The sequence below is a fragment of the Bifidobacterium sp. ESL0763 genome, from assembly GCF_029433395.1.
Classification (GTDB): Bacteria; Actinomycetota; Actinomycetes; order Actinomycetales; family Bifidobacteriaceae; genus Bifidobacterium.
Genome location: NZ_JAQTHW010000002.1, coordinates 660,807 through 687,119, shown reverse-complemented (window position 1 = coordinate 687,119; position 26,313 = coordinate 660,807). Strand labels below are relative to the sequence as shown.

Here is a 26,313-nt window from a genome sequence, read left to right as displayed (position 1 = left end):
CTATGACACACGTCCTTTGCGACTGATCAGTTCGATGGAGCGTTCCAGCGCGTAGAGCGGGTCGCCACCGTTGGTCTTGTTCTGCTCGTCGGCCCACGCCAGCGTCTGGATGCAGCGCGACAGGCCGTCGGAGGTCCATCCGCCGAGCTGGCGCATGGCGTTCTTGAGCACCCAGGGATTCGTCTTGGCCTCGGCGCGCGAGATGGCGCCAGAACGTACGGCCGAAGCCTTGGCCAGAGTGCGCAGCTTCATGGCCAGCGCGCCGACCAGCGCGATGGGATCGGTGCCCTGGGCCACGGCGGCACGCATGTCGACGATGGCCTGCGCCCCGTTGCCCGCGAGCGCCTTGTCGGCGACGGCGAAGCCGGTGACCTGCGGATTGGAGGTGAGGTAGCGGTTGACCAGGTCCAGGCCGATGGGGTCGTCGTCGAAGTCGAAGCACAGCTGGGAGCACATCGCGGCGAGCTCGCCGGTGTTGTCGGACAGGACGGCCACCAGCTGTTGGGCGGCGGCCGGGTCGATGCGCCGGTGCTCGCGCTTGAAGCGGCCCATCACGAATCCGAGCTTGGCGTCGGCGCGTTTGAGGTCCGGCACCTCGGGTTTGGCGGCCCCGGCCTTGGTCAGTTGGTCGACGAGGCGCTTGGCCTTCTGGCCGCCGTCGTGCTGGGCGATGACCACGGCGCTGGCCGTGGGGTCCTGGACCGTCTGCTTGCAGTAGGCGACCATCGCCTCGCCCAGCCCTTCGTCGGCGTTCTGCATGTGGCGCACGATGACGATGGAGCTCGGGCTGAGCAGCGAGGGGCCGACCGCCTCGTCGAAGTCGTATTGGCTGGCCTCGCCGGCGTCGAGCTCGATGAGTTCGGCCTCGGGGTCGGCCCGTTGCGCCGATGCCCTGAGGTCGCGCACCTGCTGGTCGTTGAGGAACGCGTCGCCGCCCATGACCACGCTGAACCGCGGCGCCTTGTTCTTGGCTGTGCCCGCCATACGCCTCCTCCCGTCGTTATTGAACGCACCTGGCCTTCTACCGGTCGGGCGCCCGTCCTCGCCTATCCTATCGCTGTATTCAATGTCGCGTCATCGGTGGACATCGCCCGCGTCGGCGCATCGTCAATTCGGCCCTGTCCGCACGGCTCCGTCATCGGGGCCCGCGCCGTCCTCGTTCTGTCGCAGCATCTGCCTGGTCTCGCCGAGCCAGGTGACGATCTTCGACTTGGGATTCGGCGCGAACCGGGATCCGACGTCCACACCATCCTCGCGTCGCCGGTACCGCAGCCAGCGCAGAAACGCCTGGGCCGAGAGCACGGCGACGACTTCGGCGAGCACCACCGCCAGCGCTCCGCCGATCCCGCCTGCCCATGGCATGGTGGCGTGGGTGCGCGAGCCTATGGTGTCGGCGCACCAGCGCATCACCACCGTGCCACAGCTCGACGCCCACGCGAAGGCGAAGGCGACGCGGGGCAGGCATCCGGCCAGCAGCAGGGCCGTCAGTCCGGTCAGCGTCGAGAAATCGACGAACGGGGCCACGATCAGGTTGGCCGGCACGGAGAGCAGGGGCAGCTGCGGGTCCATCAGCACCTGTATCGGCAGGGTGAACATCTGGGCGGCGAGCGTCACCGCGATGCCCTCGGCCAGGACACCGGGCAACAGCGTTGCCATCCAACCAGCCAGCCGGCTCGCGCACAGCACGATGCCCAGCACGGAGGCGGACGAGAGGGCGAATCCGAAGCTGCGTGCCATGGCGGGATCGGCCAGCAGTGTGGCGATGACCGTCCAGCTCAGCGCGCTCAGGGCCTGCGGGCGTCGCCCGGCCATCCGGGCCAGGCAGACGATGACGCCCATGACCAGCGCGCGCAACACCGAGTCCGAGGGATACATGGCGGCCGCGAGCGCCACGTAGGCCAGCATGGTCAGCCACGAGACCGGCCGGCGTGGCAGGAGCAGCCATGCGCAGCCGAGGCGCACCAGCTCGCCGATGAGGGCGAAATGGCCTCCGGAGACGGCCATCAGGTGCATGATGCCGGAATCCTTGAAGCGGCGTTGCAGCAGCGTGGCGAAGGTCTGGTCGACCGGCTCGCGGCTGGTCGGCCCCATGAAATCCTGGCCCAGCAATCCGATCGTGAGCCCCGGCACGAGCACGCGCCCCTGTTCCGAAAGCCCTTCGGTCACCGAGAAGAACGAGCGTTGCATCGAGGCGACCATCCGTTGGGGCGGCGAGGCCCGTGCCACCGGACGCACCATGCCTTCCCCGGCGCTCAGCGACAGCGGGCGGATGCCGAAACGCGCCTGCTCCAGCGTGCCCTTGACGGCGACGGCCTCCCCGTCGTCCAGCTTGGCGCAATCCGGCTGGTCCGCATAGAGCGTCAGGGTGGCGGCGCTGCCCGCGTCCACGCCATCGTGCCGGATGCCCTTGAGCCGGGCGCGCGCCTGGCAGTCGGCCTCGAACGAGTTGGAGGCGGTGGCCGGGGACGTGAGCCTCACCCGCGCCCCGACCGTCGCCCGTCCCTGCCTGGCGAGGACGACGGCCGGGTCACGGAACTGCGACACCTCGGAGGCGAGGCAGGCCAACGACGAGATGGCCGTGACGCACACCAGCACCAATCCCCACGTCCCCACCGAGCGCCTGGGCACGCTTGCCGCGAGCGCGGCGCATCCGGCGAGCCAGATGCCGTGCCGTCGTGTTGGTGCGCGTTCCGGCACGCGTCCTGACTTGACCCGATCAGCATCGGCGTCATCGGTATTACTGGAAACTCCAGCGGAATCGGCGATATCAGCGCTGTCGGCGAGCGCCTGACCATTCGTCTCTTCCAAGCAACACGCATCCTCCCGGTTCGCTACCCCGTAGTCCTGGCAAAACCGCCGTACCTGCCAAGCGAGCACGGCGAGGACGATGAGCGCGGCCGCGAGCGCCATCAGATACGATATCGACAGATTCGAACAGACGTTCGAAACGGTATCCAATATGGAAACAAGCGGTCCGGAGCGAGGAGTCGCGGCAGAGGAACGGGAATTGCCGTCACCGCCACCCGCGCCAGAACGCTGCCCGGTCAATGCCATGAACGCGGCATGGGTGGCGAGCATGGACGCCCACACGGTGACGGCGACGGGCAGCATCCGCCAGTCTCGGCTACCCTGCTCGAGCCTGCCGTATCCGGGCCTCCCGTTCTCGGAGGGTCCGGTGGCACGCCGTCTTCTCCTCTTCCCTGCGCCGATCATGAGACGGTCACCTGCCCGCGCATCTTCTCCAGGGTCTTGGAGCCGATGCCGCTGACCTGTTGGAGCTGGTCGACGCTGGTGAACCGTCCGTTGGAATTGCGGTAGTCGATGATGCGCTGGGCCATTACCGGCCCGACGCCCTTGATGGTCTGCAGGCGCGCGGCGTCGGCCGTGTTGATATCGACCAGCGAGGAATCGGCCTGCGCGCCTGGCGTGCCCGCGTTCTGCGGTGCCGACGCGTCGTCCGCACTCCCCTGTGCGGCGTCGGATTCCCCGGCTCCGGATTTCGACTTGCCCTTGCCTTGCTTCGCGAAGCCGTTCCCGGAACCCGACGCGGAACCATACTGCCCGGAGTTCGCCAGGCTGGCCGTCGCCATCGAATCCTGCCTGGCGTAGTTCATGGTCTGCTCGATGAGCATCGTCAGGCTCGCGCACAGGGCGATGATCAGCACCAGAATGACGATGAGCGCGTGGGTCGGTTTGAACAGCAGCCTCGGCAGGCTTCTGGGCGCACCATGCCGCTGGCGCCCGTCAGTCTCGACGTCACGATGTCCGCGACCCATTGATGACCGATGGCTACCGCCATCCGAACCCCCGCGATACCTGCCACCTGCCGACCGTCCACCATTACCAGTCGAATCTTCGCGATGCCTGCCATTCGCCGGGCGCCGGTGCCGGCCATCGATGGAGCGGCGATGGCGACCACGCCGGGTATCGGCGACACCTCCATGCGGCACCAGTTCCGCATCCTCGTCCGTCACGCGTGAGGCCGTATCCATGGCATCATCCGCATTCGCGGTATCCGCACCACCGAAAACAGCCGTTTCATTGGGATGTTTCGCAACGCCACCATCGCTAGCCGCATCCGTATCATGAGCATGGTTCGTGGCATCCACGCCACCAACGACCACGCCGTTATGACGTTCGATAGCGGTGACATCACCAGCACCGCCATTCAGGTCGGCGAGGCCATCGACGTCATGGAAGGAAGCCGTGGCAGCGACGTCGCGGAAAGAAGTCGTGGCGGCGATAGCCTGCTCAGAATCTTGGCCGCTCGCCGATGGAGTCGAACCTACCGACGGAACCGAACCCACCGATGAACGCGCGGCCGGCAACGGAGGCAGGCCAAGCCGCCGAATCCCCTCGTCCAATGGCAATGGAGTGACACGGCGTGACGCGAATCCGGAGTTGGCCGGAATCCGTCGCTCCCATCGTGGCCCCGTTCCGCCCGAACGACGGTTTGGATCGCCATACCTCGCCAGACCGCCCAGCACGGTGGCATCATCCACGATGCCACCACCCACGCCATGGCCCAACGCGCGAGCGCCGAGAATATCGCCGCTCGAACCATCACCATCCAGACCATCAACACTCAGCACACCGTCAGCAACACTGCGATCTGCGCCATATCCCCAGGGTCCATTGACGCCCGAAACACCTACGCCACTGCCGGCCAGGCCGTAACCGTGTGCCACATCGTTGCCCTTCAGGCCGTCGCGCCCCGGCATCAAGGCATCGCCACGCAAGGCGTGCCGGCCAATGCCGTTGGCGTCCGTGACGGCGTGCGGCAGTGGCGTGCTGACCGCCACACCGGCGAGTCCCACGCTCTCGCCTGCGAAAGGTTTCATCGTGTCCATGAACCCAGCATGCATGTCCGCGAGCGAGAAGCAAAGCGGAAACGGCCACTGTGGTCGAACGGTTGGGGTTATCCACATTTTCGGCGTGTCGCCAGTCGGCAGAACGATTGTCGGACCCCAAACACAACCACGGCCCCGGCAATGACATCAAACCGGAACCTGCCTCACACCATTCGCGCCACTCAGACCAGGAGTCGCCCCGCGCCATGCCCCGTCACGGCAAAACCGAGCCGCTCCATGCCGTACCATGCCACATCCGCCACACCACGCCATGACCTGCCGCAACACGTCTCAACCAAGCCACGACACGACAGGCAACCGTTCCACAACAAACGGAAAGGGCGCCGGACCGCAATCCGACGCCCCTCGCGATGCCGGCCGTCGATGACGCGCGGCCGGCCCGCCCTCCGCTATTCGGCGGGCACGATCGAGACGATCTTCGGCGCCTTGACGATCACCTTGCGCGGCTCCTTGCCGCCCAGGCGCTTCTCGACGGCCTTCAAGGCCATCGCCTTGAGCTCGTCGGGATCAATCGAGGGACTGACCTCGAGCTTGGCGCGCACCTTGCCCTTGATCTGCACCACGGCGGTGACGGAGTCCTCGCCCACGTAGCGTTCGTCGGCCTGGGGCCAGTCGACATGCGCCAGTGATTCCTCGTGGCCGAGCTTCTGCCACAGCTCCTCGCAGATATGCGGCGCGATCGGCGAGAGCATGAGGATCAGCGGCTCCACGGCGGCGCGCGGCACGGCCTTGAGGCCGGTGAGCCTGTTGTTGAGGACGATGAGCTTGGCGATGGCGGTGTTGGGCCGCATGTGCTCCATCTCGACGGTCACGTCGGCGATGGTGTTGTTCAGCAGCTTCAGCGTCTTGGCGTCGGGGGTCTCCTCGCTGACGGTGACCTCGCCGGTCTCCTCGTTGACGACGTTGCGCCAGAGGCGCTGCAGGAAGCGCATGCCGCCCACCACGTTGCGGTCGTTCCACGGGCGGGACTCGTCGAGCGGGCCCATGCTCATCTCGTAGAGGCGGAATGTGTCGGCGCCGTAGGTGGCGTACATGTCGTCGGGGGTGATGATGTTCTTGAGGCTCTTGCCCATCTTGCCGAACTCGCGGTTGGCGTGTTCGCCGTTGTAGGTGAACGTCGGCTCGCCGGACGCGTCGGCCGGGCCTTCCTTCACCTCGGCGGCGGGCACGTACTGGCCGCGGTCGTCGGTGTAGGCGTAGGCCTGGATCATGCCCTGGTTGAAGAGCTTGTGGAACGGTTCGGGCGAGTCCACGTAGCCCAGGTCGAAGAGGATCTTGTGCCAGAAGCGCGAGTAGAGCAGGTGCAGCACCGCGTGCTCGACGCCGCCGACGTAGAGGTCCACGCCGCCGGTCTTGCCGGACGCGGCGTTGTGGTTCGGGCCCATCCAGTAGTCGTATTCGTCGCGTTCCACCATGTGCTCGGTGTCGCTCGGGTCGATGTAGCGCATGTAGTACCAGCAGGAGCCGGCCCAGTTGGGCATGGTGTTGGTGTCGCGGTAGTAGGTCTTGGGGCCGTCGCCGAGATCCAGGGTGACCTTGACCCAGTCCTCGTTGCGGCTCAGCGGCGCCTCGGGGTTGCTCTCCGCGTCCTGCGGGTCGAAGGTCTTGGGGCTGTAGTCCGGCACGTCGGGCAGGTTGATCGGCAGCATCGAGTCGGGCAGCAGATGCGGCACGCCGTCCTCGCCGTAGACGATCGGGAACGGCTCGCCCCAGTAGCGCTGACGGGAGAAGAGCCAGTCGCGCAGCCGGTAGCTGACGGTGCCCTTGCCCACGCCCGCGGATTCGAGCCAGGCGTTGACCTTGTCGATGGCGTCGTTGACGCGCAGGCCGTCGAGGCTCAGCGCGTCGCCCTTGGCCTGCGTGTGCTCGGTCGAGGAGTTGATGACGATGCCGTCGTGGGAGACGAACGGCGCCTTGCCTTCGTAGTCGCTCAGGTTCTCACCCGAATCCGGCAGCGGTTCGACGGTATAGATGACCGGCAGGCCGAATTTGTCGGCGAAGTCGTAATCGCGCTGGTCGCCGCCAGGCACCGCCATGATGGCGCCCGTGCCATAGTCCATCAGCACGTAGTCGGCGGTGAAGATCGGCAGCTTGGCGCCGGTGATGGGGTTGGTGGCGTAGAGGCCGGTGAACAGGCCGGTCTTCTCGCCGCCCTCGTCGACGCGGTCCTGCGCGGTCTTGGATTCGGCCGCCAAACGGTAGGCCCTGATGCCCTCGGCGGGTGTGGCGTAGCCGCCCTTCCAGCTGTCCGGGATGCCCGCGGACCATGCCTCGGGCGCATCGGCCAGGAGGTCATGCTCGGGCGAGACCACGGCGAAGGTGGTGCCGAAGAGGGTGTCGGGACGGGTCGTGTAGATCTCCATGTCGCGCTCGCCGTTGGGGGTGGCGACTTTGAAGTGCACGGAGGCACCGTGGGATTCCCCGATCCAGTTGCGCTGCATGAGCTTGACCTTCTGGGGCCAGTCGATGATGTCGAGGTCTTCGATGAGGCGGTGGCCGTAGGCGGTGATGCGCATGGACCACTGGCGCAGCTCGCGCTGGAAGACCGGGAAGTTGCCGCGCTCGGACTTGCCTTCGGCGGTGACCTCCTCGTTGGCCAGCACCGTGCCCAGGCCCGGGCACCAGTTGACCGGCGACTTGGAGATGTAGGCCAGGCGGAAGTCGTTGAGGACGTCGGCCTGCTCGGCTTCGGTGAGCTCGTCCCATTCCTTGCCGGAATCCTCGAAGCCGGGGATGGCGCGTTCGCCGCTCTTGAACTGGTCGATCAGCGTGTCGATGTGGCGGGCGGAGCCCTTGCCGCCGTCGGGGCGCGTGAAGTCGGGGTCGTACCAGGCGTCATAGATGCGCGAGAAGATCCATTGCGTCCAGCGCATGTAGCCGGGGTCGATGGTGGCGAAGGTGCGGCGGTTGTCGAAGCTCAGGCCCATGCGGTGCAGCTGGCGGCGCATGTTGGCGATGTTGGCCTCGGTGGTCACCCTCGGGTGCTGGCCGGTCTGCACGGCGTACTGCTCGGCGGGCAGGCCGAAGGCGTCGTAGCCCATGGCGTGCAGCACGTTCTCGCCCTTCATTCGGTGGTAGCGGCTCACCACGTCGGTGGCGAGGTAGCCCAGCGGATGGCCGACGTGCAGGCCCTTGCCGGAAGGATAGGGGAACATGTCCATCGCGAAGTAGGGGGTGCGGCCCTCGGCGTTGCGCCCCTTGCCGTCCTTCAGGTCACCGGAGACGTTGGCGGCCCAGAAGGTGCCCTTCTCGTCCCAGGTCTTCTGCCATTTCTCCTCGATGCCCTGCGCCATGTGCGCGTTGTAGCGGTAGGCTGGCTGGCTTGATGAATTGGCGTGGCCGTCCACGCTCTGCTCGTTGTCACTCATATCTCGAAATTATCGTGGCTCAACTGGACACAGGCGGCCCATCTTCCAGAACGTGACCGGGGGAATGGGTATGTGGGACCGTCTCACCTGCGGCGCATCCGGGCGTTGAGCGCGGCATCGGGCCGGTAGCCGATGGTGCGGAACATGGTGTCGGCGGCCTTGCGCCACGAGCCGTCGCGGGCCATGTCGTCGAGGATCGAGTCGATCTTGCCGGTCAGCTCCCCCTTGGATTCGCGCACGGCGACGGCATGGCGCACCACCGCGACCTGCGAGGGCGACGCAACCGGGGCGGAACCGTCGGCCATGGTGAAGGCCGGCGAGTCCAGTACCCTCATGTGCCCGTGGCGCACGCTGACGGCGAGCCCATGCAGCAGCGCGTCATCGGCGCTCACCGCGTCGGCCTCGCCGGCGATGAGGGCGGTGAGGCACTGCTGGTAGCTGGCGCGCGTGCGCAGGACGGCTCCGGGCAGGTATTGGGCGAAACCGGTCTCGTCGACCCCACTGGCCGCCGTGCAGACAGGACGGCCGCCGAAGGAAGTACGGTCCTTGAAAGCGTGTGAGCCATGGGAAGAGGAAGGGGCCGAAGCGGAGGAATCGGACGGAGCGGAGGGAACCGAGGAGACCATCAGTCCGCGCGGGACGCTGAGATATGGCTTGGAGACGCCGATGCCGCCGTCGCCCGGCTGGCCGGAGACATCCAGGTCGGCGGGCAGCGCCGCGACGAGCATGTCGGCCTTGCCCTCGCGCAGGATCGAGGCGCGCTGGCCGGGAGCCACGGGCTTGAAGACGATCTGCTTGTTGGCGTAGCCGAGCTTCTTGGCGATGTATCGGGCCACCTCGATGTCGAAGCCCGAATAGCGGCCCTCGTGCAGCAGCCCGAGGCCAGGTTCGTCGACGGGGACGGCGATGGCGATGGTGGGCCCCTGGGGCACACCGGCGGACGGGAACGGCACGGCGCCGCAAGCCGCGCCCAGCGACACCGTCAGCCCGCACAGCGCGGCCGCGAGCGCACGCCAGCCACGACGGCGCCGCCTAAAGCCGCTGCCGCTCCCCCGACGTGGGCCCATGCCAGCCATGCCGGCCAGGCCGGCATGCCTCGCGAGGGAGATGAGACGATCGCACCCGCCCCTCATTTGAAGAGCTTCGATCTGGTGAGCCACCATGTGGCCAGACCGGTGATGAGCAGGGAGACGACCACCACGATCAGGAATCCCCAGCGCGAGCCGGTGAACGGCATGCCGAACATGCCCTGCTGGAAGTTCATGCCGTACATGGAGAAGATCAGCGTGGGGATGGAGAGGACGATGGAGATGATGGTGAAGATCCTCATCACGTTGTTGAGGTTGTTGGAGACGATCGAGGCGGAGGCGTCGGTCATGTTGGCCAAGACCCCGCTGTAGATGTTGGCCATCTCGATGGCCTGCTTGTTCTCGGTGATGACGTCGTCCAGGAGGTCCTCGTCCTCGGGGTACTGGCGCAGGTGCGTGAGCGAATTGAGCTTCTCGGTGACCCGCAGCTTCTCCATGACGATCTCGTTGGACTTGAGGCTGGTGGTGAAATAGACCAAGGTCTTGGACAGTTCGAGCAGCATCAGGATCTCGCGGTTCTGCATGGAATGCTGCAGCTTGAGCTCGAGGTTGTCTGAATTGCGGTCGATGATGCGCAGGTAGCGCAGGTACATCGTGGCGTTGCGGTAGAGGATCTGGAGGACGAACCGGGATTTCATGTAGGTGTTGAACCCGCGGATGGTGCCTTCCATGAAGGGGTGCAGCACCGGCGTGTCGCGCATGCACACGGTGATGATGGTGTGGCCGGTGATGACGATGGAGAGCGGGATGGTCTCGTAGTGGTCGCGGCCGTCGCGCTGCTCGACGGTGGGGATGTCGACGATGATCATGGTGTAGTCGTCCTCGGCGTCGACGCGGGATCGCTCCTCGTCATCGAGCGGGGCGCGCAGGTCGGCGAGGTCCACGCCGGTCTGCTGGGCGACGGTGGCGAGCTCGACGTCGGTGGGGTCGGAAAGGCATATCCAGGAACCGTTCTCCGGTTTGTTGATCTGCTCCACCTGTCCGTTGATGGTATTGAACATCCTCAACATGTCTGCCACCCGCCTTTCGCGCTTATCGCTGTACGGTCACCGCAGGAGGCGGCGGAGCAATCCGACGCCCTGGCCACCAACGTCCGCGCGCGGCTTCCGGACACACCGGAAGGCGGCTTGCGCGACCCGAAGGATTCCTGCATTTAAACCCAAACCTCAAGAATAACCCTTCGACACAACTTTCAGGGCGTCTTCGCGCGTGGCGTCATACGGGCAGCCGCGACGGCGCACGTGGCTCACGGGCCGCCCGCCGCGTCCGGCGGAGACCTCAGATGCTCTGCGAGGGCCTCAGCGCCATCATGGTCGGCATGTCGGGGTTGCGCAGCCCCTCCGGCCCGTTCATCCAGTCGGCCTGCGTGGCGATCGCCGGCCCCTCGTTGAACCGGGCGAGCCTCCACTTGTAGCCGCCTTCCGGCCTGGCGACGGGCTGGAGCGTGGACCAGAAGGCGTTGGGGATGTTGCCCAGCGCGTCGACCTCGGCGTCCATGCCCAGCAGCGTCTCGATGGTGGCGGCGATGAGGGAGCCATGGCTGGCGACCAGAAGCGTGGTGGGCGTGGGGTCGTCGGCGTTCCCGTCAAGCAGACGCGTGATGGCGTCGGCGCCGCGCCTGCCGACCTCGGTGCGCGATTCGACTCCGTACTTGGCCTCGCCGCCCCGGTGGGCGCGCCAGGAGCGGTAGGCCTCCGGGTCCTTGTCGCGGATCTCGTCGCGGGTCAGGCCCTCCCAGCCGCCGAAGCTGCGTTCGCGCAGGCTGGCATCGAGCGTGACCGGCAGGCCGAGGATGTCGGCGACAGCATGCGCGGTGCGCGAGGCGCGGCAAAGGTCGCTGGAGACCACCTTCATCGCGCGCTTGCCGGCCGCCGCCCTTTGGTATTCGCTGATATCGCTGCGCTTCGCCGCCTGTGCTCCGGGCTGGTCCAGCAGATCCGGGTGGCGCGCGATGTTGCCGACCTTGGCCCAGTAGTAGCGCTTAGCCAGTTCCATGCCGGACCGGTCGACCTGCCACTGGCCGACGATGTCGAGCGGCACGTCGACCTGGCCCTGCAGGCGGTGCACCACGTTGTAGGACGTGCGCCCGTGGCGCAGCAGAATCACTTCGTCTATCATGCTCTCCCCTTGGGTTGGTCTTGCCCCGGTCTCCGGGACGTCATGGCCACCATTGTCGCGCCGGGCCACGATGTGCGACATGCGCGGGCCTTCTGGCTGGTGCAAAGCCGCGCCGGAACCGGTCGAAGATATGAAAAAGGCTTCCAAGGATTTCCTTGGAAGCCTTACCGGTGGAGCTAGGGAGATTCGAACTCCCGACCCCCTCCATGCCATGGAGATGCGCTACCAGCTGCGCCATAGCCCCGGTCTTGTTCAGTTGTGGGCTCCTTGCGAAGCCTTAGATAGCTTACAACAAACATCGCGGATGGCAAAATCGGCGTGTCGAAGACAGCTTCGAAGGCACGGTTTCGGCGTCATTCCGCGGTTTTATGAGTATTGGCGATGCCGATCCGCCTGAGGATACCCGAGATATCCGGACGGTCGGCATCGCCAATGGTCATGGATGGACCAGGGATGACTGCAGTACCGGCCTAATTACCTTGCGTGGTATTGCTGTTCGAACCACTACCACTATTGGAGGAACCATCATTACTTGTCGAACCGGACGACGAGCCGCCAGTGCCTGAGTTCGCCCCGCCACTGGTACCGGAACCGCCGTTACCACCACTGTTGTTCGAACCACCGGTGCTGCTATTGCCGGAACCGGAACCGCCATTGTTGGTGCTGCTGGAACCGCTGTTCCCGTTGCCGGAGTTGCCGGCCCCGTTGGAGCTGCCGCCGTTGGTGGTGGAGCCAGTGGAGTCGTTGGGCTTGGTGGTGCCGTTGCCGTTGGTGCCGTTGGACGAGTCACCGTAGCCCCAGCCGTTGCGCGAGGAGTCGTCGCGAGGCGTCTGCTGCTGGGTGGTGGGCGACTTGACGATGTTGCGCACCACGTCATCGGTGCCCTGGCCCTTGGTAGCCAGCATGATGACGCCGGCGGTGATGCCCACGGCGACCAGCGCACTGACCACCGCGATGATGATGGCGATGCGCTTGTTGCGCCGCTGCGTCTCCGTCTGCGCCGCATCCGTGCCCAGCAGGCCGGTGCCGGACTTGCCGGAACGGAGCGCCGCCTGCCCCTTGGCCTTGCCGCCGGTGGCGACCGGTTTCATGACGGCGGTCTTGTCCGTGCCGGCCACGGACGGCATGGCCACCGTCTGGTCGGAACCTTCAGTGCCGTCGGCGCCGTTCGCGCCACCGGACACCGTGGTCATCACGTCGGTCTTGCCGGCATCAACACCATCGGGACCCTTGCCGTTGGTGTCGGAATCCTTGCCACTCTGGCCGCCACGCGCCAGCAGCGCGAGGCCGGAGGAACCGTCGACGTCGAGGGTCGTGCCGGGGTGTGAGCCGATCACCCGTGTGCGGTCGTCGGCACCGGGGTGCGCCTGCGCGTCGGTTGCCTTGCCGCCCCCGTCACCGTGGTCGGGCGTGGACGCCTGGATCTTCTTGCTGGATTCCTTGAGCACGTTCTGGTAGATCTGCGAGGCCACGGCCGAGACGATCGAACCTATCGCCACGCCGATGACGGAACCCGCGATGCCGATCTTGGCCGAAAGCAGGAAGGAGGTGACGGCCGCCAGCGCGCCCGCGACGATCTGCGAGATCGAGAGCCCCTTGAAAAAGTTCTTCATAGTACCGCCTAGGATAACCGAAATGGTTGGAGGACGCTGGGAAACGCCTGAAGCCCCGCCGAACGGTCACAACCGGACGTGAACCCGGCCACACAAAACCCGGAAATCGGCCGAAAAGCGTGCAGATCGCGCCATCGGTGAGCTAATTCACAGCGTAATGCCAGCGAACGGACGCGGGGCGACGTAAGATGAAACCAAGAACAAAAATCAACGAAAGGAAACAACATGGCTACGTTGACCGCAGAAATGAAGGACTTCATCAACAACAACCTCGCGTGGATCGCGACCGTGAGCAAGGACGGCCAGCTGGACCTCGGCCCGAAGATGTCGATGTTCGTGCTCGACGACAACCACCTCGCCTATCACGAGCGCACCGCCGGCCAGCATTACAAGAACCTCGAGGACGGCAGCCAGCTGGTGATCTGCTTCGCCAACCTCGAGAGCAAGAAGGGCTACCGCTTCCGCGGCAACGTAACCCTGCACTCCGACGACGCCATCTACGACGAGCAGGTCAAGGTCGCCGAGGAGAAGGGCACCAAGAAGCCCGCCACCATCCCGGTGCTCGAGATCACCGAGATCCAGGACCTCTCCGCCGGCGCCAAGGCCGGCACCACCATCAGCAAGGACTGAATGGCGCGACGCCGGTGACGGCGCGACGGCCCGGGCGCAAGGTTCGAGCCACGCATGCGATGAGGGTCTCCCCACGGAGGCCCTCTTTTCATATGCCTATGCTTGGTAGCGGCATGAATGCTCACGTCGCATATGCTTGCGGAAGCTCGACTGGAGAAAGGGGACGAGATGTGCCGCAGATTCTCGCTTGACCTTGACTGGGACGCCGTCGCCCGCGATTTCGGCGTGGACGATGACGGCATCGATGCCACCGCATTGCCGGAGCGGACCTTCCGCGTCGAACCCCGGCAGACGATCGGCGTCGTCGCCTCGGGCAGGGACGGCAAGCGGCACCTTTCCGGTGGCGACTGGTCGCTGGTGCCATCGTGGAGCGAGAGCCGGGAGCTCGGCTACCCCACCTACAACGCGCGCATGGAATCCGCCGCGCGCAAGCCCACGTTCCGCGACGCCATGCGCGGCAGCCGGGCCATCATCCCTACGGCGGGATACTTCGAGTTCAAGGGCCGGCGCCCGTTCTATTTCCATGCGTCCGATGACGCGCCGCTGGCCATGGCCGGCCTGTTCTCCTGGTGGCGCGCGGAGGCGGGTGCGCCGTGGCTGCTGACCGCCACCGTCCTGACCTGCGCGGCCGTCGGCGGCGCGGCGGAAGTCCACGACCGCATGCCCCTGCTCGTCCCTGCCGGCATGACCGATGCGTGGCTCGACCGCAGCGTGGACGGCAGCGAGATCATCGCCGACGTCCATCGCGCCGGCGTGCCCCTGTCCGGGGACCTCGATCATTACGAGGTCGCCGAGCCGGCCCCGGGCGAGGACGGCCCACGCTGCGTCGCCCCGCTGGCCGACAGCGCCCCACCCCGCCTCTTCTGACGGCCCGCCGTGCAGAGATACTCACACTTTTCACCCCATTTTCGTGATTATCTCTGCATCAACGTGGCAATTGCGGAGATAATCACATTTCTGACGTATATTTCGTGATTATCTCTGCACGGAGAAGGGCCACTGGATGCGGGCAATACGCGGCACTCCTGCCTCAAGCAGCTTCCTCACCACCGGATCTCGCCGCAACACATCCCGGTAATCAAAACGCACGATTCTGGTAACTCCGGAATCCAGCAGATCCTGTTCGCGCCGTTTTTCGGCATGGACGACCTGACGAACGCTCCGCCCGCCGGTCATGGCATCGTCGACGTACTTTCCCATGCCGTCATACTCGACGACCACCATGCTCCCGTCCGCAAGTCGATACAGGCCATCCACCCTGTATTTCCGTCCGTCCCGCATCCTGAATTCCTGTTGCAGCTTCGGAGGCGGGAACCCCTCCTCGATGATGGTCGCACGGCACAGCGATTCTCCCCCGTTCTCGCTTCCGGGGTCGGCGTATCGCAGCAGGAAGCCGACCTTGGCTTTCAGGGGCGACGAGAGTCCCGGGACATTTGCCAGCTCCTGCCGTGTGACCAAGCGTTTCCTCAACGCGGAATCGACCATCGGCAGCACTTCGCGAAATTCGAAACTTGCCGCGCAATCGAGCAGGGCCCGTGCAACCGATGTCATGCAACGGCCCTGGCCGCAAAGCTCCCGGTACTGCTCGACGTGGATATACCGTGTCGTGCTTTTCCTGGCGACGCCAACCGCCCTTACGGAAGCCAGAAACACCGTTTGCCGCTCATCGAGCCAGAGGGGATACTCGATGCCATGCAGCGCGATCACGCTCAATCCGGCGAAAACCCAATCGGGATGCCAGACATGCAATCCTCGAATCACCCATACGTACCGTTGACGTGGAGTGAGCTCCCGCCATACCTCACGCGACGCATACAGGCCCTGCCTCGCCCTCACCACCAGCCCCGTGCGCACCAGACGGCTGAGAACCGCCTGGTCCGCATGGCTGGAAGCGTGCAGGCACCGGCCATGGCGCGCCGCATCGATCAGCTTGTCTCCGACACGTTTGTTCATCCTCATGCCTGCGACTCTAAAGGCGTCCTCCCGCATCCGCGAAACAGGAACGGACACTGTGGTCGAACGGTGGCCGTTTCGCGGAATCCCGGGCGTGTTGTGCATAACTTTTCGGCTGTGCACATCACCATCCACAGCCGATTGGTGAGGTACGGTCTAGCGGATGCAGAGATAATCACGAAAAACAGGCTGAACGTGTGATTATCTCTGCATGCACACAACGGATACGGAGATAATCACGAAAAATGGGCGAATCGCGTGATTATCTCTGCATGCGTCAGGCGCGGTACCCGACGTGGAGCAGGAGCTTGCCGCCTTCGGATATGTCGGCGTGCGGGGTGGCGTCGAGGTCCATGTCGACGTGCAGCCTGGCGCCGCCGTCTCGGGCGATGACATCGTAGGCGTAGTGGCGGTTCTCCAGCAGCGTGGGCGAGGTGGTGGCATCGGTCATCCATGGCCTCGCCTTGCGGATCGCCGCGAGGCGGCCGATGAGCTCATACATCCATTCGCCCTGGGTACCCAGTCCCGCCGGCGTCTCGGGATATTCGGGGCGCACCGCGTCGTCGCCGCCCACCCCGTCGGTCTTGACGCCGCGAAGGGCGCGCTCGTCGCCGTAGTAGACCGACGGGATGCCGCCGACCGTGAGCAGGATGACCGTGGCGAGGGCGAGTTTCGCGTCATCGCCGACCATGCTGGCCACGCGGATGACGTCGTGGTTGCCGATGAAGGTCTGGGGCACGTAGGTCTTCAGGAATCCGTCGTGGCGTTTCAGGCACCAGTCCAGCTCGTAGAAGTTGCCGTCCTTGAGGCTGCTCCACGTCGCCTTCCACAGCTCGTATTGGGTGAGGGTATCGATGGTGGATTCCCGCACGAACGCCGGGTAGTCGCCGTGGATGGCCTCGCCCAGGAACCATGCGTCGGGAAACTCGCGGCGCACCCGTGGCAGGACCTTGGCCCAGAAGCCGGCCGGCACGCTCGTGGAGGCGTCGAGCCGCCAGGCGTCCACGCCGCGGCGCATCCAATGGACCATCACATCGGCCACCAGGTCGGCGACGCGCGGCGAGCCGTGGTCGAAGGCGGGCAGGATGTCGTGGCCCTCGAATTTCGCGTAATCGAGCTTGCCGTCCTCGTCGAGGATGAAGCGGAACATGTCATCGTCTTGGTGCGCGGGTGGCCTTCCCGCCTCGACGTCCCTCTCGGCCCGCTGGCGCTCCTTGCGGAATTCGGGGAAACCGCGGCCGACGTGGTTGAAGACCCCGTCGAGCATCAGCGCGATGCCGCGGGCGTGGCAGGCGGCCACCAGCCGGTCGAACGCCGCGTCGTCGCCCAGCCTCGGGTCGATGCGGTAGAAGTCGATGGTGTCGTAGCCGTGGGTTTCGGAGGCGAAGACCGGGCCGAGCAGCAGTCCGTCGCAGCCCATGCCCTTGAGATAGTCGAGCCAGCTGGTCAGGCGGTCGAGCCGGGGCGTCATCGCGCGTTCGGTCTCCGATCGCGGGCGTACGGGCGCCCCGCAGAACCCCAGGGGATAGACCTGCCACCAGATCCGTTGGCTCATGTCGCGCATGGCTGCCCGCTTCCCTTCAGACGACGCCGTAAGGCCTTGCCTCCCACCCTATCAGCATCGTCGCCAGGCATCGCATACCCGGGCACGGATACCGGATATCACGAAACAGGTCATCGTCCTGTCACAAGGAACCAGCCGAAACGCTTACCCCCCCCCAAGGCCAAGCCCCGGTCACCAGCCGCATATTCCGGCCAATGGCCCAGGACGGACGGCACCACGCACCAAGACGAACAAGGCCTCCGAGTCGCATGAACGGATTCGGAGGCCTTGTCGCAACCATCAAGCGATGACGGCACCGCGCCAATCAGAGGTTGGGATGCTCCCACTCCTCGGTGTCGGCGATGGCCGGGCCGTGGTTGTAGTCGGTCATGGCCCAGCGCAGCGGCTTGCCCGGCACCGCGATCGGCATCAGGCGGGCCCAGTGGGCGTTGCGCATGGAGAAGACGAAGTTGTTGGCGTCATGGTCGCCCTCGATGCCCAGCAGGGTGCGCATGGTGTCGGCGATGCAGGCGCCGTGCGAGAAGACGAACAGGTCCGTGTCGGGCTCGGCCTTGCCGGCCCATTCCGTGATGGCCTCGACGGCGCGCTGGCCGACGTGGCGGTCAGGCTCGACATTGTGGCCCAATGCGCCGTCCTCGCCGTGGATCCACGAGGTGAAGTCCTCGGTGTAGCGTTCGGCGATGTCGCGGGTGAACTGGCCCTCCCAGTCGCCGTAGCGGCGCTCGCGCACGCGCGGGTCGAGATGCACCTCGGCGCCGATGAGGTCGGCGAAGGCGTGGGCGGTGGCCTGGGCGCGCCCGAGGTCGGAGCTGACGACCAGGCGCTTGCGGTCCGCGTCATCGACCCGGTCGACGTAGAGCGCCTTCAGGGCCTTGCCGGTCTGGTGGACCTGCCAGTCGCCGATCTCGTCGAGCGGGATGTCGATGTTGCCCTGCACGCGCCCGGAGGCGTTGTAGGCGGTGCGTCCGTGGCGCACCAGCGTCAGGGAACGCACGTGCTGGTCGGGGTCGAAGAGGGTGCTGAAGTCCATGCTCATTCGCTTTCTTCGCCGGCGACGTCCGCGCTCCCGGCGGCGGCCGCGTCGGACCCTTCAGGCGCTTCCGGCAGCTGCAGATCGATGCGCGGGCAGTCCTTCCAGAGCCGTTCGAGGTCGTAGTAGGAGCGCTCCTCCTGGTGCATCACGTGGATGACGAAGTCGCCGTAGTCCAGCAGAACCCAGCGGGCCTCCTGGAGTCCCTCGCGGGCACGGGCCTCGAGCTTGCCGCCCTTGGTGTAGAGCTCCTTCTCGATCTCCTCGGCCACCGCGAGCACCTGCCGTTCGCTCGAGGCGGTGGCGACGAGCATCGCGTCGGTGATGGCGATGGGCCCGGTGACGTCGAAGGCGACGAGGTCGGTGGCCTTCACCCGGTCGGCCGCCGCGGCCGCCAGACGCAGGGCATCAATCGAACTTTGCAGTGCTGCCATGTATCAACGCTCCCATTCGGGCTTCCAGCCCTCTACTACGTGTTGTGTGTTCTCCGAATATACCATCGAGCCGTCCGGCACCGCGTGGCGGATGACCGAGCCGGCCCCGGTGGTGACGTCGTCGCCGACCTCGACGGGGGCGACGAACAGGTTGCCGGCGCCGACGTGGACGTTCGAGCCGATGCGGGTGCGGTTCTTGTGCACGCCGTCGTAGTTGGCGGTGATGGTGCCGCCGCCCACGTTGGAGTTCTCCCCCAGCTCGGTGTCGCCCACATAGCTCAGGTGCGGCACCTTGGTGCCCTTGCCGATGCGCGCCTTCTTCATCTCGACGAACGCGCCGGCCTTGGTGGACTCGCCCAGCTCGTTGCCCTGGCGGATGTAGGTCCAGGGGCCGATGGTGGCACCGGCGCCGATGTGCGACTGCTGCACGCGGCTGCGCTCCACGCTGGCCCCGGCGTCGACCCTCACGTCGATGAGGGTGGTGTAGGGGCCGACGACGGCGTCGTGCGCGATGACAGTGCCGCCCTGCAGGAAGCAGCCGGGAAGGATGGTGACGTCCTGCTCGATCTCGACGTCGTCGTCGATCCAGGTGGTGCCGGGGTCGGGGATGGTGACGCCGGCGCGCATCCAGGCCTCGCAGACCCGGCGGTTGTGCGCCCGGGCGAGGTTGGAGAGCTGCACGCGGTCGTTGACCCCTTCCACGCTCAGCGCGTCGGAGGCGGTGAAGGCGCCGACCTTGCCGTTGGCGTGCGCGGTCTCCAGCGCGTCGGTCAGGTAGAACTCGCCCTGCGCGTTCTTGGAGTCCAGCCCCTCGATGGCGCGCGCGAGCACGGCGGCGTCGAAGACGTAGACGGAGGTGTTGACCTCGTGGACGGCCAGTTCGCTGCTGTTGGCGTCCTTCTGTTCGACGATGCGCAGCACCCCGCCGTCGCGTTCGCGGATGATGCGGCCGTAGCCGGTCGGGTCGTCGAGGTTGGTGGTGAGCACGGTGGCGTCGTCGCCGCTGGCATCGTGGAAGTCGAGCAGGGCCTTGAGGGTGGCGGTGTCGAGCAGGGGCATGTCGCTGGCGGCGATGAGTACCGGGCCTTCCAGCTTGCCGGCCTCGCCCAGCTGGCGCATGGCGCACTGCACCGCGCGGCCCGTGCCGGGGATGTCGTCCTGGTTGACGATGGTGACGTGCCCGTCGTAGCTGCGGGCGGCCTCGGCCACCAGTTCGGCCTGGTGGTGCACCACGACGGCGAGCGTGTTCGGCTCAAGGGCGGAGACCGACGACATCACGCGCTCGAGGAACGTCTTGCCGGCCAGCGAGTGCAGGACCTTCGGCTTGGACGAGCGCATGCGGGTGCCCTCCCCCGCCGCGAGGATGATTGCCGCTGATAATGCCATTGCCGCTCCAATTCCTTCACTGTGCCACGCCGGCGCATGCCGCGCACGAACGCGAATCGGCTGGCGGCCGTTGCCACGACCAGCCAGCCGACTGTTGAAGTTCCTCCACCTGGATTCGAACCAAGACTAAGGGTTCCAAAGACCCGTGTGCTGCCTTTACACCATGGAGGAATGGCCTGGGAACGCCCAAGCTCGGATTTCCATTATGCTGTCACCGGCTGACAAAGACGGCCGGCGTGGCGCGGAAACCAGACTCCCCGGAAATCACGCGAAGAGGAAGCCCTGCCCGTGGTGCACCGGGTAGTTGTCGAAGAGCCTGGCCACCGATCCGTCCTCGAAGACGGCGGTGATGGCGCTGGCCAGCAGCGGGGCGATCGAGAGCACGGTGAGCCCGTCGAAACGCTTGGACTCGTCGATCGGCACGGTGTCGGTGAGCACGACCTCGCGGGCGCCGCAGTTGCGCAGCCGCTCGACGGCCGGCCCGGAGAGCACGCCGTGGGTGGCGACGACGGTGACCGACTTCGCACCGGCCTTCCTGAGCACGTCGCAGGCGCCGACGATGGTGCCGGCGGTGTCGATGAGGTCGTCGACCAGCACGCAGTCCTTGCCCTTCACCTCGCCGACCACGCGGTTGGAGACGGCGTGGTTGGGACGGTTGATGTCACGGGTCTTGTGCACGAAGGCGAGCGGGCCGCCGCCGAGGCGCTGGGCCCACTGCTCGGCCACGCGGATGCGCCCGGCGTCTGGCGAGACGACGGCGACGTTGCCGAGGTTGCCCTCGAAGCGGTCGCGGATGTAGTCGACGAGCACCGGCATGGCGATCAGATGGTCGACCGGGCCGTTGAAGAAGCCCTGGGACTGCGCGGCGTGCAGGTCGACGCTCATCACGCGGTCGGCGCCGGCCACACGCAGCATGTCGAAGACGAGGCGGCAGGAGATGGGCTCGCGGCCCAGATGCTTCTTGTCCTGACGCGAATAGCCCAGCAGCGGGCAGACGGCGGTGATGGAGCGGGCGGAGGCGCGCTTCAAGGCGTCGATCATGATGAGCTGCTCCATGATGGCCTTGTTGACGTCGCCGGCGTGGCTCTGCAGCACGAAGACGTCGGCGCCCCTGACGGACTGCGTGTAGCGCACGTACATCTCGCCGTTGGCGAAGTCGTAGGCGGTGGTCTCCAGCACGTCGATGCCAAGCTGGTTGGCGACGTCCTTGGCCAGCTGCGGATGCGACCGGCCGGTGACGAGTATGAGATTCTTATTGGGCTGTCCTTCGAGGATTGCGCTCACCATGTCTCCAAACGTTAGCGTTTGCACGAACCTCGTCTCATATTAGCCAGCCAGCGAGACGGAGGGACAGCAATGGCCCCTCCGCCGGTTTTTGATGGTTTCAGACGACTTGCGCGACCGGTCAGCGGCGTCGGGTCCGGCGCGCGCCGTCGGCCACGCCGCCTTCGCCGTCGCGGTAGAGGCCGTGCTTGCCGATGTACTGCACCACGCCGTCCGGCACGAGGTACCAGACCGGCTCGCCGTCGAGGCAGCGGTGGCGCACGTCGGTCGAGGAGATGGCGAGCGCCGGGATCTCGAGGGTGTCGACCTTGTCCTTCAGGGCCGAGCGCAGCCGTTCGGGGCTGGTGTAGCCGGGGCGGGTGACGGCGATGAAGTGGGCGTAGTCGAACATCCGGCCGAAATCCTTCCAGGAGAGGATCTCGGCGACGGCGTCGGCGCCGGTGATGAAGAAGAGCTCGGCGTCGGGGTAGAGCGCGTGGATGTCGCGCAGCGTGTCGATGGTGTAGGTGACGCCTGGGCGGTCGATGTCGACGCGGGAGACGGTGAACTTGGGGTTGGAGGCGGTGGCGATGACCGTCATCAGGTAGCGGTCCTCGGCGTTGGTGACGGATTTGTCGAGCTTGAAGGCGGGGCGGCCGGTGGGCACGAAGATCACCTCGTCGAGCCGGTAGACCCATGCCACCTCGCTGGCGGCGACCAAATGGCCGTTGTGGATCGGGTCGAAGGTGCCGCCCATGATGCCGATACGCCTGCGGTGCCTCGCGGCGTCGTGCCGTCCGGCCGCCCTGCCGGCATGGCCTTCCCCGGTGTCCCTGCCGCGGTTTTCGGCGTCGAGGGAGAGCTCGGCCATCTTGCGGCCCTGCCCGGTTTCCCCGTCCATGGCGGTGTCGGTGGCGGCGCCGGTGCCCTGTTCGATCGCCATGGCGCTACTTGCCCTCGCGCTTGCCGTCATTGCGCTTGCCGGATCCGTCCTGTTTGCCCGCCTTGCCGGCCTTGTTCGCCTGGTCGCCGCCATCGTCGGCGGTGTCGCGCTGCTCGTCGGCCTTCTCGGTTTCCTGCTCGATGGCCTCGACGGTGGTGGCGGGTTCCTTGAGGTCGATCTTGTCCATGTCGTCGTCCCACTCCCCCTGCACCACGTGCCGGATCTCGGCATAGGTGGGGATGGGGAAATCGGGCTGGTAGAGCCGGCGGACCGCGGCGACGCACTTGGTGGCGCGGACGAGCAGGTCGGCCATGGTGTCGACGTGGCCGGCGGCCTCCTCGGCGCTGAACCGGGCGATGTAGCCCTCCATGGAGCGCAGGCGATCGGCGACGGTGCGCCGGCCGGACTCGTCGGGGTCGACCACGTCGTCGGCGTCCATCTCGGGCCAGCCGATGAGCACCGCGTCGGCGTATTCCAAGCAGGCGCGCTGGTCGGCGGTGGCGATGCCGTCCTCGACCTGCACGAGGAAGACGTAGCGCACGATGGCGAGGCGCTCCGAGGCGATCTTCAGGCCGATGCGCGGGTCGTCGACGTCGATGCCGCGCTCCTTGGCGAGCGCATAGTCGATATAGCCCCCGCCGCTTGCCGACCTGTCCTGCGTGGCCGCCTGCGTGCCGGTCCTTGTCGCATCCACCGGCATATCCTGCGTGCCGGTTTTCTCGTCCTTGCCGTCCGTCATATCGTGCCCTCCTGTCGTCGCCATGGTCATTGCCTCCAACGTCATTGTCCGTTCGCGTTCACTTGCGCACCTGGCCGGTGCCGTAGCCCACCCATTTGGTCGTGGTCATCTCGGCCAGGCCCATCGGCCCCCTGGCGTGCAGCTTCTGGGTGGAGATGCCCAGCTCGGCGCCGAAGCCGAACACGCCGCCGTCGGTGAAGCGCGAGGAGGCGTTGACCATGACCACGGCCGAGTCGATGAGCCGGGTGAAGCGTTCGATCGCCGAATAGTCCTCCGCGAGGATGCATTCGGTGTGGCCGGTGGAGTGGGCGTTGATGTGGGCGATGGCCGCGTCGAGCGAGTCGACGACCCTGATGCCCATCCTCAGCGCGAGGTACTCGGTGTCCCAATCCTCGTCGGTGGCGTGCTCGAGCGAGATGCCGTCGATGCCGGCGCCGGCGATGATGCCGTAGGCCGTCTCGTCGGCACGCAGCTCCACCCCGGCGTCGGCGAGCGCCCTGGCGGCCAGCGGCAGGAAGTCCCGGGCCACGTCGCGGTGCACGATGAGCTTCTCGGCGGCGTTGCACACGCCGACCCGCTGCGTCTTGGCGTTGAGGATGACGGGGATGGCACGCGCGAAATCGGCGGAGGCGTCGACGTAGATGTGCACGTTGCCGGCGCCGGTCTCGATGACGGGCACCTTGGAGTTGCGCACGACGGCCTGGATGAGCCCGGCTCCCCCGCGCGGCACCAGCACGTCGACGTGGCCGCGGGCCTCCATCATCGCGGTGGCGCCCATGCGCCCGAAGCGGTCGACCGAGGCGATCAACGCCGGGTCGAAGCCGTTGGCGCGCAGGACCGAGGCTACGACCCTGAGCGTGGCCGCGTTGGTGCGCTGCGCCGCGTGGCCGCCCCGCAGCAGCACCGCGTTGCCGGATTTCAGGCACAGCGACGCCACGTCGACCGTCACGTTGGGCCGTGCCTCGTAGATCATGCCGAACACGCCGATGGGCACCCGCACCTGCTGCAGGCGCAGGCCGTTGGGCAGCGTGGAGCCGCGCACCACCTCGCCCACGGGGTCGGCGAGCGTGGCCACATGGCGCACGCCCTCGGCAGCCGCGCTCACGCGATCCCCGTCGAAGAGCAGCCTGTCGAGCTTGCCGGCGTCCATCCCCTCGCCGCGTGCGGCGCTCATGTCCTCCGCGTTCGCCTCGGCGATGCCCGCCCTGCCTTCCTCGAGCGCGTCGGCCAGGGCCAGGAGCAGCGCGTTCTTGCGTTCCGCGTCGGCGCGGGCGAGCTCGCCCTGCGCCCTTCCCGCGGCGTCGGCCATCTTGCAGACCTCGTCGAACACCTGCAGATCGAGCGTCGACCCGTTCCTGCCACCTTCGTCAACCATGTGCACGCACCCTTTGCTCATAACGGTCCATGGCGTCGCGCGGCTCCGCCCGCCATCACGTCCGCAAGGACGCCACGGTCCGGCCCCGAAGACCGGTCGGAAGGCACGGCGCTTTTGCCTCGATTGTATTCCCTGGCGCGGTCTAACGGCCGGCGCACGGCCGACGAATCGGACGATGTGTGGCCCATGACACATTTGAGGGATGCGCTTGGCCGGCACCGTCGGCACGCACCGGGCGCATGTTCGATGACCGTTTCCGGCATCCGGCGAGCGCATATCCCTCAGCTTCGACCTTGGCGGTTCCTCCAGGATCCGCCGTCCCCGGCCGGCCTTGGTGGGCACCGGGCCCGCCATGGCTTTCGTTGTGGTTAGACTGGTGGCTTGTATCGATTCCGAGGACGACGAGCGAGGCACCGGCATGAGTACGACTTTCCACAGCACACGCGGCAACGACGAGGCATTGACCGGCCGCCAGGCCATCCGCCAGGGGCTCGCCGGCGACGGTGGCCTGTTCGTCAGCGACGGTCTCGGCGACCGGCAGGTCGATGTGGCGCCGATGGTCGGCCAGCCCTACCAGGCCATCGCCAGGCGGGTCCTGGGCGTGCTGCTGCCGGACTTCTCGGCCACCGAGCTCGACGCATGCGTGCGCGCGGCCTATGGCGCGCAGTGGCTCGACCCGGCGATCACCCCGTTGAAGCCGCTGGGCGACGACTACATCCTGGAACTGTTCAACGGGCCGACCAGCGCCTTCAAGGATGTGGCCCTGCAGATCCTGCCGCAGTTCATGGCCCGCACCGCCTCCGGCGACGGAAATCCGGCCGGTGACGCAGCCGCCCGGGAGAAGGTGATGGTGCTGACCGCCACTTCCGGCGACACGGGCAAGGCGGCGCTCGCGGGCTTCGCCGACACCGCCGGCACCGGCATCACCGTCTTCTACCCCGAGGGCAAGGTCAGCGAGGTGCAGCGCCTGCAGATGACCACGCAGGCCGGCTCGAACGTCAGCGTCTGCGCGGTGCGCGGCAATTTCGACGACGCGCAGTCGGCGGTCAAGCGCATTTTCGGCGACCGGGACCTGGCCGCGCGGCTCGAGGACGGCAACCATGTCTCGCTCTCCTCCGCCAACTCCATCAACGTCGGCCGGCTCGTGCCGCAGGTCGTCTACTACTTCTCCGCCTACGCGCAGCTGGTCGGGCGCGGGGCCATCGAGGCCGGCGACGAGGTCGAGTTCGTGGTGCCGACCGGCAATTTCGGCGACATCCTCGCCGGCTACTACGCCAAGCGCCTCGGGCTTCCCGTCGGCCGTCTCACCGTGGCCAGCGACCGCAACAACGTTCTTTTCGACTTCCTGACAACCGGCACCTACGACCGCGAGCGCCCGTTCTTCGAAACCACCTCGCCGTCGATGGACATCCTCGTCTCCTCGAACCTCGAACGCATGCTCTACTACTTCTCCGACGGCGACACCGACCTCGTCCGAGGCCTGATGGACGACCTGCGCGGCAAAGGCTCGTTCTCGGTTCCCGATGCGCTGCTGAGGCGCATCCGCACGCTCTTCTCCTGCGGCTGGGCCGACGAGGGTCAGGTCAGCCGGGCGATCGCCGACTGTTGGAAGCGCAACCGCTACGTCATCGACCCGCACACCGCCTGCGGCTACCACGTGATGGCGCACGCGCCACGGCAGGCCGGCATGCCGCGCGTGCTGCTGAGCACCGCCAGCCCCTACAAGTTCCCGCGCGTGGTCTGCTGGGCGCTCGGACTGACGACCACGGGCACCGATTTCGAATGCATGGACCGCCTGGCGGAGGCCAGCGGCACCAAGGCCCCCGGCAACCTGCGCGGCCTGGAGCACGCCACCGAACGCCACACCCACGTCATCGACATCGCCGGGATGGCCGACTACGTCAGGAACGCCTCGCTGCGGCTCTAAGGCTTCGCATC

The 26,313-nt window shown here is 66.6% G+C and carries 20 protein-coding genes and 2 tRNA genes; 3 read left to right on the top strand and 19 right to left on the bottom strand.

The window, feature by feature from the left end; all coding sequences use genetic code 11:
• The 9 genes from holA to PT282_RS03615 all read right to left on the bottom strand — a co-directional run bounded on the left by holA (nt 1) and on the right by PT282_RS03615 (nt 13,058).
• Nucleotides 1-984: a DNA polymerase III subunit delta gene (gene holA, locus PT282_RS03655; RefSeq protein WP_277168212.1), complete on the bottom strand. Its 984-nt coding sequence runs from the start codon at nt 982-984 to the stop codon at nt 1-3.
• A 123-nt stretch (nt 985-1,107) separates the two neighbouring features.
• Entirely contained in the window at nt 1,108-2,808 is a 1,701-nt protein-coding gene (locus tag PT282_RS03650) for a ComEC/Rec2 family competence protein (protein ID WP_277168211.1), read from the bottom strand.
• 401 nt (nt 2,809-3,209) lie between these two features.
• The gene (locus PT282_RS03645) at nt 3,210-4,865 is read right to left on the bottom strand and encodes a ComEA family DNA-binding protein (RefSeq protein WP_277168210.1); all 1,656 of its coding nucleotides are present in this window, start codon (nt 4,863-4,865) and stop codon (nt 3,210-3,212) included.
• A 395-nt stretch (nt 4,866-5,260) separates the two neighbouring features.
• A complete protein-coding gene (leuS, locus tag PT282_RS03640; RefSeq protein WP_277168209.1) occupies nt 5,261-8,239 on the bottom strand; it encodes a leucine--tRNA ligase in 2,979 nt (992 codons plus the stop codon).
• Between the two features lie 83 nt (nt 8,240-8,322).
• The gene (locus PT282_RS03635; RefSeq protein WP_277168208.1) at nt 8,323-9,306 is read right to left on the bottom strand and encodes a transporter substrate-binding domain-containing protein; all 984 of its coding nucleotides are present in this window, start codon (nt 9,304-9,306) and stop codon (nt 8,323-8,325) included.
• Nucleotides 9,307-9,368: 62 nt separating this feature from the next.
• The gene (locus PT282_RS03630) at nt 9,369-10,337 is read right to left on the bottom strand and encodes a magnesium transporter CorA family protein (protein WP_277168207.1); all 969 of its coding nucleotides are present in this window, start codon (nt 10,335-10,337) and stop codon (nt 9,369-9,371) included.
• A gap of 268 nt (nt 10,338-10,605) precedes the next feature.
• Nucleotides 10,606-11,445 carry a histidine phosphatase family protein gene (locus PT282_RS03625; RefSeq protein WP_277168206.1) on the bottom strand — a complete coding sequence of 280 codons (840 nt, stop codon included), beginning with the start codon at nt 11,443-11,445 and terminating at the stop codon, nt 10,606-10,608.
• Nucleotides 11,446-11,616: 171 nt separating this feature from the next.
• Nucleotides 11,617-11,689 (bottom strand) — tRNA-Ala (locus tag PT282_RS03620).
• Nucleotides 11,690-11,915: 226 nt separating this feature from the next.
• Nucleotides 11,916-13,058 (bottom strand): hypothetical protein, encoded by a 1,143-nt coding sequence (locus PT282_RS03615; protein ID WP_277168205.1) that lies wholly within the window; start codon nt 13,056-13,058, stop codon nt 11,916-11,918.
• A 225-nt stretch (nt 13,059-13,283) separates the two neighbouring features.
• Here PT282_RS03615 and PT282_RS03610 point away from each other — a divergent pair, with 225 nt between their 5' ends.
• Together PT282_RS03610 and PT282_RS03605 are read left to right on the top strand one after the other, a co-directional pair.
• On the top strand, nt 13,284-13,688 hold the full coding sequence (locus PT282_RS03610; protein WP_277168204.1) for a pyridoxamine 5'-phosphate oxidase family protein: 405 nt from the start codon (nt 13,284-13,286) through the stop codon (nt 13,686-13,688).
• Between the two features lie 168 nt (nt 13,689-13,856).
• Nucleotides 13,857-14,555 (top strand): SOS response-associated peptidase, encoded by a 699-nt coding sequence (locus tag PT282_RS03605; RefSeq protein ID WP_277168203.1) that lies wholly within the window; start codon nt 13,857-13,859, stop codon nt 14,553-14,555.
• 108 nt (nt 14,556-14,663) lie between these two features.
• Here PT282_RS03605 and PT282_RS03600 read toward each other — a convergent pair whose 3' ends face one another.
• From PT282_RS03600 to PT282_RS03555, 10 genes are all read right to left on the bottom strand, one after another.
• Nucleotides 14,664-15,647 (bottom strand): hypothetical protein, encoded by a 984-nt coding sequence (locus PT282_RS03600; protein ID WP_277168202.1) that lies wholly within the window; start codon nt 15,645-15,647, stop codon nt 14,664-14,666.
• 271 nt (nt 15,648-15,918) lie between these two features.
• Entirely contained in the window at nt 15,919-17,196 is a 1,278-nt protein-coding gene (locus PT282_RS03595; protein WP_277168201.1) for an alpha-amylase family protein, read from the bottom strand.
• A gap of 313 nt (nt 17,197-17,509) precedes the next feature.
• A complete protein-coding gene (locus tag PT282_RS03590) occupies nt 17,510-18,241 on the bottom strand; it encodes a histidine phosphatase family protein (RefSeq protein ID WP_277168200.1) in 732 nt (243 codons plus the stop codon).
• Nucleotides 18,238-18,669 (bottom strand): ribosome silencing factor, encoded by a 432-nt coding sequence (gene rsfS / locus PT282_RS03585; protein ID WP_277168199.1) that lies wholly within the window; start codon nt 18,667-18,669, stop codon nt 18,238-18,240. Before rsfS ends, PT282_RS03590 begins: the two co-directional genes overlap by 4 nt.
• Nucleotides 18,670-18,672: 3 nt before the next feature.
• Entirely contained in the window at nt 18,673-20,055 is a 1,383-nt protein-coding gene (gene glmU / locus PT282_RS03580) for a bifunctional UDP-N-acetylglucosamine diphosphorylase/glucosamine-1-phosphate N-acetyltransferase GlmU (protein ID WP_277168198.1), read from the bottom strand.
• A gap of 100 nt (nt 20,056-20,155) precedes the next feature.
• Nucleotides 20,156-20,226, bottom strand: a tRNA-Gln gene (locus tag PT282_RS03575).
• A gap of 93 nt (nt 20,227-20,319) precedes the next feature.
• Entirely contained in the window at nt 20,320-21,342 is a 1,023-nt protein-coding gene (locus PT282_RS03570; RefSeq protein ID WP_277168197.1) for a ribose-phosphate diphosphokinase, read from the bottom strand.
• 118 nt (nt 21,343-21,460) lie between these two features.
• On the bottom strand, nt 21,461-22,261 hold the full coding sequence (gene nadD / locus PT282_RS03565; protein ID WP_374114136.1) for a nicotinate-nucleotide adenylyltransferase: 801 nt from the start codon (nt 22,259-22,261) through the stop codon (nt 21,461-21,463).
• Nucleotides 22,262-22,265: 4 nt separating this feature from the next.
• Nucleotides 22,266-22,889 (bottom strand): phosphoribosylglycinamide synthetase, encoded by a 624-nt coding sequence (locus tag PT282_RS03560; protein WP_374114162.1) that lies wholly within the window; start codon nt 22,887-22,889, stop codon nt 22,266-22,268.
• A 169-nt stretch (nt 22,890-23,058) separates the two neighbouring features.
• Nucleotides 23,059-24,375, bottom strand: coding sequence for a glutamate-5-semialdehyde dehydrogenase (locus PT282_RS03555; protein ID WP_277168195.1), 1,317 nt, complete (start codon nt 24,373-24,375; stop codon nt 23,059-23,061).
• Between the two features lie 418 nt (nt 24,376-24,793).
• On the opposite strand from PT282_RS03555, the gene thrC reads away from it, so the two are divergent.
• Complete coding sequence (gene thrC, locus PT282_RS03550; protein ID WP_277168194.1) at nt 24,794-26,302, top strand: threonine synthase; 1,509 nt, start codon at nt 24,794-24,796, stop codon at nt 26,300-26,302.
• Nucleotides 26,303-26,313: the final 11 nt, after the last annotated feature.

What these genes read in the sequence shown, in the direction of transcription:
- PT282_RS03570 (WP_277168197.1), bottom strand. Translation starts at nt 21,342, where the DNA reads ATGGTGAGCGCAATCCTCGAAGGACAGCCCAATAAGAATCTCATACTC.
- PT282_RS03600 (WP_277168202.1), bottom strand. Translation starts at nt 15,647, where the DNA reads ATGAGGATGAACAAACGTGTCGGAGACAAGCTGATCGATGCGGCGCGC.
- glmU (WP_277168198.1), bottom strand. Translation starts at nt 20,055, where the DNA reads ATGGCATTATCAGCGGCAATCATCCTCGCGGCGGGGGAGGGCACCCGC.
- holA (WP_277168212.1), bottom strand. Translation starts at nt 984, where the DNA reads ATGGCGGGCACAGCCAAGAACAAGGCGCCGCGGTTCAGCGTGGTCATG.
- PT282_RS03595 (WP_277168201.1), bottom strand. Translation starts at nt 17,196, where the DNA reads ATGAGCCAACGGATCTGGTGGCAGGTCTATCCCCTGGGGTTCTGCGGG.
- PT282_RS03605 (WP_277168203.1), top strand. Translation starts at nt 13,857, where the DNA reads ATGTGCCGCAGATTCTCGCTTGACCTTGACTGGGACGCCGTCGCCCGC.
- PT282_RS03615 (WP_277168205.1), bottom strand. Translation starts at nt 13,058, where the DNA reads ATGAAGAACTTTTTCAAGGGGCTCTCGATCTCGCAGATCGTCGCGGGC.
- rsfS (WP_277168199.1), bottom strand. Translation starts at nt 18,669, where the DNA reads ATGGCAGCACTGCAAAGTTCGATTGATGCCCTGCGTCTGGCGGCCGCG.
- PT282_RS03635 (WP_277168208.1), bottom strand. Translation starts at nt 9,306, where the DNA reads ATGGGCCCACGTCGGGGGAGCGGCAGCGGCTTTAGGCGGCGCCGTCGT.
- leuS (WP_277168209.1), bottom strand. Translation starts at nt 8,239, where the DNA reads ATGAGTGACAACGAGCAGAGCGTGGACGGCCACGCCAATTCATCAAGC.
- nadD (WP_374114136.1), bottom strand. Translation starts at nt 22,261, where the DNA reads ATGGCGATCGAACAGGGCACCGGCGCCGCCACCGACACCGCCATGGAC.
- PT282_RS03645 (WP_277168210.1), bottom strand. Translation starts at nt 4,865, where the DNA reads ATGCATGCTGGGTTCATGGACACGATGAAACCTTTCGCAGGCGAGAGC.
- PT282_RS03555 (WP_277168195.1), bottom strand. Translation starts at nt 24,375, where the DNA reads ATGGTTGACGAAGGTGGCAGGAACGGGTCGACGCTCGATCTGCAGGTG.
- PT282_RS03630 (WP_277168207.1), bottom strand. Translation starts at nt 10,337, where the DNA reads ATGTTGAGGATGTTCAATACCATCAACGGACAGGTGGAGCAGATCAAC.
- PT282_RS03610 (WP_277168204.1), top strand. Translation starts at nt 13,284, where the DNA reads ATGGCTACGTTGACCGCAGAAATGAAGGACTTCATCAACAACAACCTC.
- PT282_RS03625 (WP_277168206.1), bottom strand. Translation starts at nt 11,445, where the DNA reads ATGATAGACGAAGTGATTCTGCTGCGCCACGGGCGCACGTCCTACAAC.
- thrC (WP_277168194.1), top strand. Translation starts at nt 24,794, where the DNA reads ATGAGTACGACTTTCCACAGCACACGCGGCAACGACGAGGCATTGACC.
- PT282_RS03590 (WP_277168200.1), bottom strand. Translation starts at nt 18,241, where the DNA reads ATGAGCATGGACTTCAGCACCCTCTTCGACCCCGACCAGCACGTGCGT.